Source organism: Moorena sp. SIO3I6, assembly GCF_010672095.1.
The window spans coordinates 18,580-27,126 of the sequence record NZ_JAAHHU010000088.1 but is presented as its reverse complement, the minus strand read 5'-3'; the positions used below and the strand labels follow the sequence as shown (position 1 = coordinate 27,126).

3 protein-coding genes are annotated in these 8,547 nt (G+C 44.7%); 2 read left to right on the top strand and 1 reads right to left on the bottom strand.

Annotated elements, in window-relative coordinates:
• The first annotated feature begins 168 nt into the window (after positions 1-168).
• Entirely contained in the window at positions 169-2,421 is a 2,253-nt protein-coding gene (locus F6K49_RS22710; protein ID WP_293100332.1) for a GAF domain-containing protein, read from the top strand.
• Between the two features lie 637 nt (positions 2,422-3,058).
• Here F6K49_RS22710 and F6K49_RS22705 read toward each other — a convergent pair.
• Positions 3,059-4,306, bottom strand: a complete 1,248-nt coding sequence (locus tag F6K49_RS22705; protein WP_293020175.1) for a transposase — start codon at positions 4,304-4,306, stop codon at positions 3,059-3,061.
• Between the two features lie 630 nt (positions 4,307-4,936).
• Between F6K49_RS22705 and F6K49_RS22700 the strand changes: the two genes are divergently transcribed.
• Positions 4,937-8,482: an NB-ARC domain-containing protein gene (locus tag F6K49_RS22700; RefSeq protein ID WP_293100329.1), complete on the top strand. Its 3,546-nt coding sequence runs from the start codon at positions 4,937-4,939 to the stop codon at positions 8,480-8,482.
• Positions 8,483-8,547 lie beyond the last annotated feature (65 nt).

Here is an 8,547-nt window from a genome sequence, read left to right as displayed (position 1 = left end):
AAAGCAGGGGGGCATTGCTGTGGAAACGGTTTCTTTCATCGGATTGAGTGGAGAAGAATACGAACCTAAAAAGCATACTCTATATAGAGTAGCACGATTTTTGTTTATAATTTGCGCTAAAGTCCCACTAGTGTGTTCGTGCTACTGGGCATTATTATTACCTTGGTAGTGAGAGCTTTATCCGATCAGTTAGCAAAACCCTTGGGTCAGTTGGCTAATACTGCCAAAGCGGTGATTGCAGGCAACCTGAACGTTCAGGCGGAGCTTGTTGGTGCTACCGAGACGCAGCTATTGGCTCAAGTCTTTAATAACCTGGTGACACGGGTCAAAGGTCGATTACAGGAGCAAGAACAAGAAACTGAACAGGCGCGGACACTAGCGCTAGTCAGCAACCAGCTTCAGCAATCCTTAAACTTCGACAATATCCTAGAAACTTCCGTTTATGGGGTACACCTTGCCCTCAAGACAGACCGTGTGTTTATCTATCGCTTTAATCCTGACTTCAAAAGCGGGATAATTGCAGCGGAGGTCGTAGATTCTGGTATGGTTGAAGCCCTAGGGCAAACTATTTATGAGCCAATCACGACCGGGGAAATTAGACAGTTTAAGTTGGAGAAGCTTGTGAGTGTCGAGAACCTTCAACAAGCTACTCTAACTGGTGCTCCTGGCCAGTTCCTTGAACGCCTTGGTGTCGTAGCCAGCCTAGTTGCCCCAATTATAGTTGGGGGTGAACTTTTCGGCTTGTTGTATGCGAATGATTGCTCAAAACCCCACCCTTGGCAGGAGTCAGAACGTGAGTTAATGCAGCAGTTAACTAGACAAATTGGTGATGCCCTCACCCAAGCCCTGCTCCTGGAACAGCAGCAAGCCACGGTGGACATTTCCCAAACGTTAAATGAGATTACCGCTAGCATGCTTAAATCCCTAGAACGGGAAAAGATTTTCGCAGCTACGGTGGTGGGAATTAAAAGAGCGCTCTCGTGCGATCGCACAATCATTTACCTCCTCGAACAGAATCATAAAGGCTCAATGGTTGGCCTTTCAGTAACTCTGGATGGCTCTGTTACCCCAGAAACACAGAAGGAAGAGTTGGATTTTGCCCTAGAGGATGTTGATCACTACCAGTCACATCAGGTTCTAGCCATTGATAATCTTGAGGGTGAGTTGACCTACTACCAGCAGTCCCAAGTAGAGAGGCTTGGCCAAACTTCTCTACTGCTTGGAGCTAAGGCAAGTTTAGTGGCACCGATTTTCGTGGCAGGGAACTTGATTGGCTTTCTGGCTGCCCATCAATGTTCACAGCCAAGAGCTTGGCAGGAAACGGATATCAACGTTTTCACTCAAGTGGCGATTCAATTGGGCTTTGCTGTAGAGCAGGCTAATCTCCTGGAAAATACGGAAAGAATTTCTCAAGAGCAAAGACAGGAAAAAGAAGCACTCCAGGAGCAACTGCTGGTACTGCTTGAAAATTTGCAAGGGGCAGCACTAGGAGATCTGACAGTGCGCTCTGACCTGACTTTGGATGAGATTGGTAAAGTTGCTGATTATTCTAACACCATTATTGAAAATTTGCAAACTATCGTAACCCAGGTCAACAACTCAGCGGTTGAAGTCAATACCTTACTGGGAAACAACGAGGTGGTAGTCGGTCAACTAGCAGAAGATGCTCTTAAGCACGCTTCAGAAACCAATCACGCCCTGGATTCAGTGGAGCAAATCACCGATTCGATTCAAGCAGTGGCTGAGAATGCTGATCAGGCGGCGAGGGTGGTTGATGGAATTGCAACCACTGTTGAAGCTAGCAGCAGTGCTATTCATCTAACTCAGGAGAGTATCCTGGAATTGCGAGACACGATTGGCGAAACCACGTCAAGAGTGAACCAGCTAGGTAAATCTTCCGAGAAGATTGCTAAGGTGGTTGCCTTGAGCAACATGCTCTTGGTCCAAACCAATGTTTTGGCTATTAACGCTGAGATTGAGGCTGGGCGGTCTGGTAATGGGATTCAGGGTTTTGTCGTGATTGCCAAAGAAGTAAATCAGCTTACCAACCAATTGATCAAAGCTACCCAGGAAATTCACAAGATAGTAGATGAGATCGACCTAGAAACGTCTCAATTAGTGAAGGTAATGGAACAGAGCACTGCTGTGGTGGAGAAGGGGACAAGTCGAGTTGAGGAAGCTAAGCAGAATCTGAAACAGCTGAGGTCGGCTTCGTGCCAGATCGAGCAGCTAGTAGCAGCCATTTCCCAGGGGAGTGTTTCCCAAAGCGAAACCACTCAGAGGGTTGCTATGTTGATCAAAGAGATGGCTCAATTCTCGGAACGCACCTTTGATTCCTCTAGGGAAATTTCAAGTTCCTTAACCTCAACTGTAGCCGTAGCTCAGGAATTGCAGGAGTCGGTTAGTGGTTTAAAAAGTTAACAAAAATTTTTCAAACCCCTAGAATGCTTTAGGCTTTAGGCTTGAGGTTTTAGGTTTCTGACCTAGTGTCAGGGTGCCTAGTGTCAGGGTGCCTAGTGTCAGAAATGGGCTTTCTTCGATAGGATTTTTTTGTAGCAAAACCACTACATCTTTACCACTACTCTACTCCTTACTCCCTACTACCTACTCCCTACTACCATTAACCTAGGACAAAAGTCCCTCACCCAATTTATAACTGCTATATAGCCTTGAAAAATATATCATCAACCCCACTATTTCTCATAACAAAAAAAAATCATCGTATCGCTTTTTATATAAATCATAGTTTCAAATTAAAATGCTATAATTAACTGGACATATAGCGTTTATCCTAGTAAGCTCATGTCCTGAATACTTATACTAAGATCCGAATCGAAGGCAGAGGGAATCCCCCCTAAACCACCGCCCGGAAGGTGGGCAGGCAGCTATGCTGAAGTAAAGGAGTAAGGTTTCATCGGATCAGGTTTTTTATCACTAATTATCCGAACATGATATAATGAGGTAAACAAGATTTTTTACCAATTCCGTACCCTCTTGATTAAGGGATTCCTCTTGTGACATACTCCCACACTGAATCGTAGATTACAGTGTGGGCTTCTTACCAACTCCACCTACTGGTATCGGCTTTCGCCTCCGCTGCGCGAACGGATACTCGGTAAGCTTTATTTCCGACGGGATGCCCCACCGCCAACTTCAAAACATTTTTTGCCGCATTTACATCACGATCCTCGGTGTAACCACAGGAATGACAGGAATGGATGCGGTCTTTTAATTTCTTGGGAACTTTTGTTCCACAATTGGAACAATTTTGGCTGGTATTTCGGGGGTTTACTGCAACTGTGACCAAACCAGCATTTATGGCCGTAGGCCACGCTACGCGAACGGCTTTGCTTGATAATATAGACAGAAATTGACCCCATCCAGCGTCTAGTACGGATTTAGCTAGTTTAGTCCTAGCCAAACCTTTGATGTTTAGCTTCTCATGAGCAACCAAGTCATGGTTATCTAGTAAACTTTTAGCGGTCTTAAAATGAAAATCTTTTCGAGTGTCAGCAACCTTCTTATGAGCTTTTCCCAGTTTACCTACAGCTTTCTTTCTGTTGCTACTACCTTTCTTTGATCTACTGACAACTTTTTGAATTTTTTTTAGTCGTTTTTGAGCCTTCCGGTAGTACTTAGGAATTGGTACCTCTGAACCATCAGACTTAACTAAGAAAGCCTTGAGACCCATGTCTATGCCAACAGGATTTGATACTTGCTCTATTGGGAGCACTTCAGGGACAGTATCATCCTGTAAAGACAAAGTTACATAATAACCGTCAGCCTTTCGAGTAACCGTAGCAGTCTTGATCTTGAATCCATCCGGAACTGGCCTGTGGTAGACCATTTTAACCCATCCGAACTTTGGCAGATTCAATTTATTTCCCTGAATAGGGTTTTTAGAGAAAGCAGAAAAAGTCAAAGATTTGTAGCTGTTTCTACTCTTGAACCTGGGTCTCCCACTCCTCTTTCCGTTAGAGTCACCTTTTAAGTACCTTTTAAAAGCTAGGTCTACCCTCTTGACGCAATCTTGCAATACATTAGCATGAATAGCTTTGTACCAATGTCTGTCATTCTTTAGCTGAGGGAGAGTCTTTTTTTGGGAAAAGTAATCAGGATTATTTCTTAGCTCTGGTAAGTAACAGGTCAAAGGACAGGAGTTAATAGAGCAGCGGTTTTGTTCATACCAATTGAATCTATCAGCAAGTAAATAGTTGTACTGGTGGCGCAACATATCTAACCACCTCTCTATTTCTAATTCTTGTGACTTGGTTAACCTCAACCGATATTGGTATGCCGTTCTCATTGACTTCTCCTGTTTTTCGACCTATTATTAGTCTAACAATTGTAGCGACAGGTGTCAATCCAATATGAAAAATCAAAAGCTTGTAGTTAGAGTTACCGAATTCGAGAAAAAGCAGTTACAAGAAGAGGCTGACAGGAGGGGGATGACTTACTCCGAATTACTCAGAAGCTTTATAGCTCGCCTCCCCACTCCGAAAGGCTCTGTGCAAAATTCCTCCCTGGAGACGAAACCTTAGATAGTGGAGCTTTATTACAAAAGATTTAACCCTTTTGCGCATAACCGACTAACCATAAAAGCTCCACTATCTTACGGTAACTTTAAGCACTCATACTACGTATTGAGATGTGGGGCTCCTTTTGCCGGATTGCTGACTTCCCTACTCCCTACTCCCTACTCCCTACTCCCTACTCCCTAGGACGAAAGTCCCTCACCGATTTGAGAACTGCTATTAAATTATATTAACTGTGTTCAAAAAACTTAAAATTCCTCAAACCCTTGCTGTTCTAAGATCCGAAGTTACCTGTGCCCTTGTTTAAGGTTATTATGTCAATTGTCTCAGATTGACTTCATGGTACTCTCAGATTTTGGCATAACAATTGGCGTGGATAGTGAGCAGAAGCAGATTGGGCTATGAAGAATTCAGTGCGAGCTTCTGAATTAGGACTCAAATGGGTTGACCAGGCTAGACGCCTGAAAAGATGGAACAAAACCGCAGAAGTTTGGTGTAGCAGTGCCTTCACCTCTAGGGCAACCTTAAACCGATTTTGGGCCAGACAACCGATTCGCTGTGACAACTTCATTGCTATTTGTACTGCTGTAGGGGTTGATTGGGAAAAGGTTGTTGAGCCAGATCAGATTAAGCCAGATCAAATCAATAACGGCAAGAGTCCCAATCTAGCTCAAATTAGACGTGTTGATTGGGGACAAGCACCAAAGCTAAGAGATTTCTACGGTCGTACTGAAGAACTCAACACCCTACAGCAATGGATTCTTCAGGACAACTGCCGCCTGGTGACACTTCTAGGGATGGGGGGAATTGGTAAAACCTCTGTGGCTGTGACCTTAGCCCATCTTCTGGAAGATAAATTTGAGTTTGTGATTTGGCGCACTCTACGCAATGCGCCTCCCCTAGAAGAACTCCTGGCAGACCTGATTCAATTTCTGTCTGGACAGCAGGAAACCAATTTACCCTCCTCTGTGGATGGCAAAATTCTGCGATTGATTCGGTATTTACAACGGGGGCGTTGCTTGCTAGTTCTAGATAATGTTGAGTCGATTCTGCAAAGTGGCGATCGCACCGGTATTTATCGAGAAGGATATGCTGAATACGGTGAGCTGCTCAGAAGTATTGGTGAAACCGCCCACCACAGCTGTCTATTACTGACGTCTCGGGAGCCACCCCAGGACTTGATTATCCTGGAGGGGGAAAACTTACCCATTCGCTGCTTCCCACTCAAAGGGTTATCAGAAACCGATGGACAGGAAATCCTGAAGGAAAAAGGAAATTTTGCTGGGGATGACACCCAGTGGCTGACCGTGATTGAGCACTATGCTGGCAATCCTTTAGCCTTAAAAATGGTGGCTTGTGTGGTCAGAGACTTTTTTGATGGCAATATTGCTCAGTTCCTGAATTTTTTAAAGCAAGGCTCATTCATTTTTGATGATATTCGGGATTTGCTAGATCGGCAGTTTCAGCGCCTGAGTGCTACACAACAAGACCTGATGTACTGGCTAGCTATTAATCGCGAACCGGTTTTTTTTAAGGAGTTGGAACAGGACGTTGTCTGCCACCGATGCGCTCCTGACATTTTACAGTCTTTAGGGTCTCTACAACGGCGCTCATTAATTGAGAAAACCTCGGCTGGGTTTACCCAACAACCTGTAGTGATGGAATACATGGTTAATCGATTAATTGAGCAGATTCCTGAGGAAATTACTAGTCAAAATTTTGCTCTGTTGCGCACTCACGCATTAGTCAAAGCCACTGCCCCTGAGTATGTTTGGGATACTCAAGTGTGTCTAATTCTCGAACCGATTATTGAGAGATTACTCGCCAGTTTTGGTTGCACAGAACAGCTCACCAATCACTTGCTAGAAATTATCTCAATGGTGCGCTCCCCAACTTCCACGGTTAAACAAATAACTCAATATACTGCATATATCTGCGGCAATATAATTAATATACTGCGCCAATTACAGGTGGATTTAAGCAGCTATGACTTTTCTAATCTAACAGTTTGGCAAGCTAACCTACAGGGGATTAAATTACACAATGTCAATTTCGCCCATGCTGACTTAACCAGCTCATTATTTACGGAAACCTTAGGAAATATTTTATCAGCAGCATTCAGTCCAGATGGTAAAGTATTAGCAACCTGTGATACAGATTGGAAGGTTCGCCTTTGGCAAGTACCAAGCGGTACACTAGTTTTGATGTGTGAAGGTCACACCAATTTGGTACGGGACCTTGCTTTCAGCCATGATGGTAAAATTTTAGCTAGTTGCAGTGCGGATCACACCGTTAAGTTTTGGGATGTCAGTGATGGTAAGTGCTTAAACACTTGTACCGGACATAGTAATGAGGTATGTTCAGTCGCTTTTAGTCCAGATGGTAAGACCCTAGTTACTAGTAGTGGCGACCACACCTTGAAAGTCTGGGATATCAAAACTGCAGAATGTCTCAAAACTTGCACCGGACATAGCAGTTGGGTTAGATCCGTTGCCTTTAGTCCAGATGGTAAAACTATAGCCAGTAGCAGTGACGACCACACGGTGAGATTCTGGGATAGTGGCACTGGTGAATGCCTGAACACTGGCACTGGACATAGGGATTGCGTTGGGTCAGTGGCATTCACCAGTGACGGGAAAACCTTAGCCAGTGGCAGTGCCGACCACACGGTGAAGTTTTGGGAGGTAAGCACAGGTCGCTGCTTAAGAACTTACACTGGACATAGTAGTGGTGTCTACTCAGTGGCCTTTAGTCCAGATGGCAAAACCCTGGCTAGTGGCGGTGGCGACCACATCGTTAGGCTCTGGGATACTAGCACCAATGAATGTTTGAAAACCTTGCATGGACACAGCAATCAGGTATTTTCAGTGGCCTTTAGTCCTTATGGAAACACCCTGGTTTGTGTGAGTTTAGACCAAAAGGTGAAGCTGTGGGATTATCAAACCGGTCAATGCTTGAAAACTTGGTATGGACATACGGATTGGGCAATGCCCATCGCGTTTAGTAGTGACGGTCACACCCTGGCTAGTGGCAGTAACGACTACACGGTGAGAGTATGGGATTATGATACTGGTAGCTGCATCAGAACTTTGCCCGGACATACTGACTTTGTCTATTCAGTGGCATTTAGTAGTGATAGGAAAATCTTAGCCAGTGGCAGTACAGACAATGCGATCAGGCTGTGGGATATCAGCACAGGTCGCTGCATGAGAACACTATATGGCCATAGGGATTGGGTATTTTCAGTGGCATTCAGTAGTGACGGGAAAACCTTAGCCAGTGGCAGTGCCGACCACACGGTCAAGCTGTGGGATGTCAGCACAGGTCACTGCATCAGAACGTTTCAAGAACATACTGATAGACTATGTTCAGTAGCATTCAGTAATGACGGGAAAACCTTAGCCAGTGGCAGTGCCGACCACACGGTGAGGCTATGGGATTGTGAGACCGGAAGCTGTGTAGGAATTTTGCGCGGACATAGTAATCGAGTCCACTCGGTCGCCTTTAGTCCCAATGGTCAGCTCTTGGCTAGTGGTAGTACAGACCACACGGTGAAGCTGTGGGATATTGGTGAGAGTAAGTGCTGCAAAACCTTGATGGGACATACCAATTGGGTATTGTCAGTTGCTTTCAGTCCCGATGGGAAAACCCTAAGCAGTGGCAGTGCTGACAAAACGGTGAGACTTTGGGATGTTTCCACAGGGGAGTGCCGTGACATTTGCACTGGACATAGCCATCTCGTCTCTTCAGTCGCCTTCAGTGTGGATGGTCAAATTATGGCGAGTGGGTCTCAAGACCAAACGGTAAGACTAAAGGATGTAGAAACGGGGGAGTGTTTGAAAATCTTGAGAACTCCTAGACTCTATGAAGCTATGAATATTACTGGAGTTAGAGGGTTAACTGAGGCACAGAAAGCAACTCTGAAAACGTTGGGAGCGATAGGATGAAGTTAAAATTTAGAATTTAGAATTTAGAAGTTAGAAGTTAGAAGTTAGAAGTTAGAAGTTTGAAG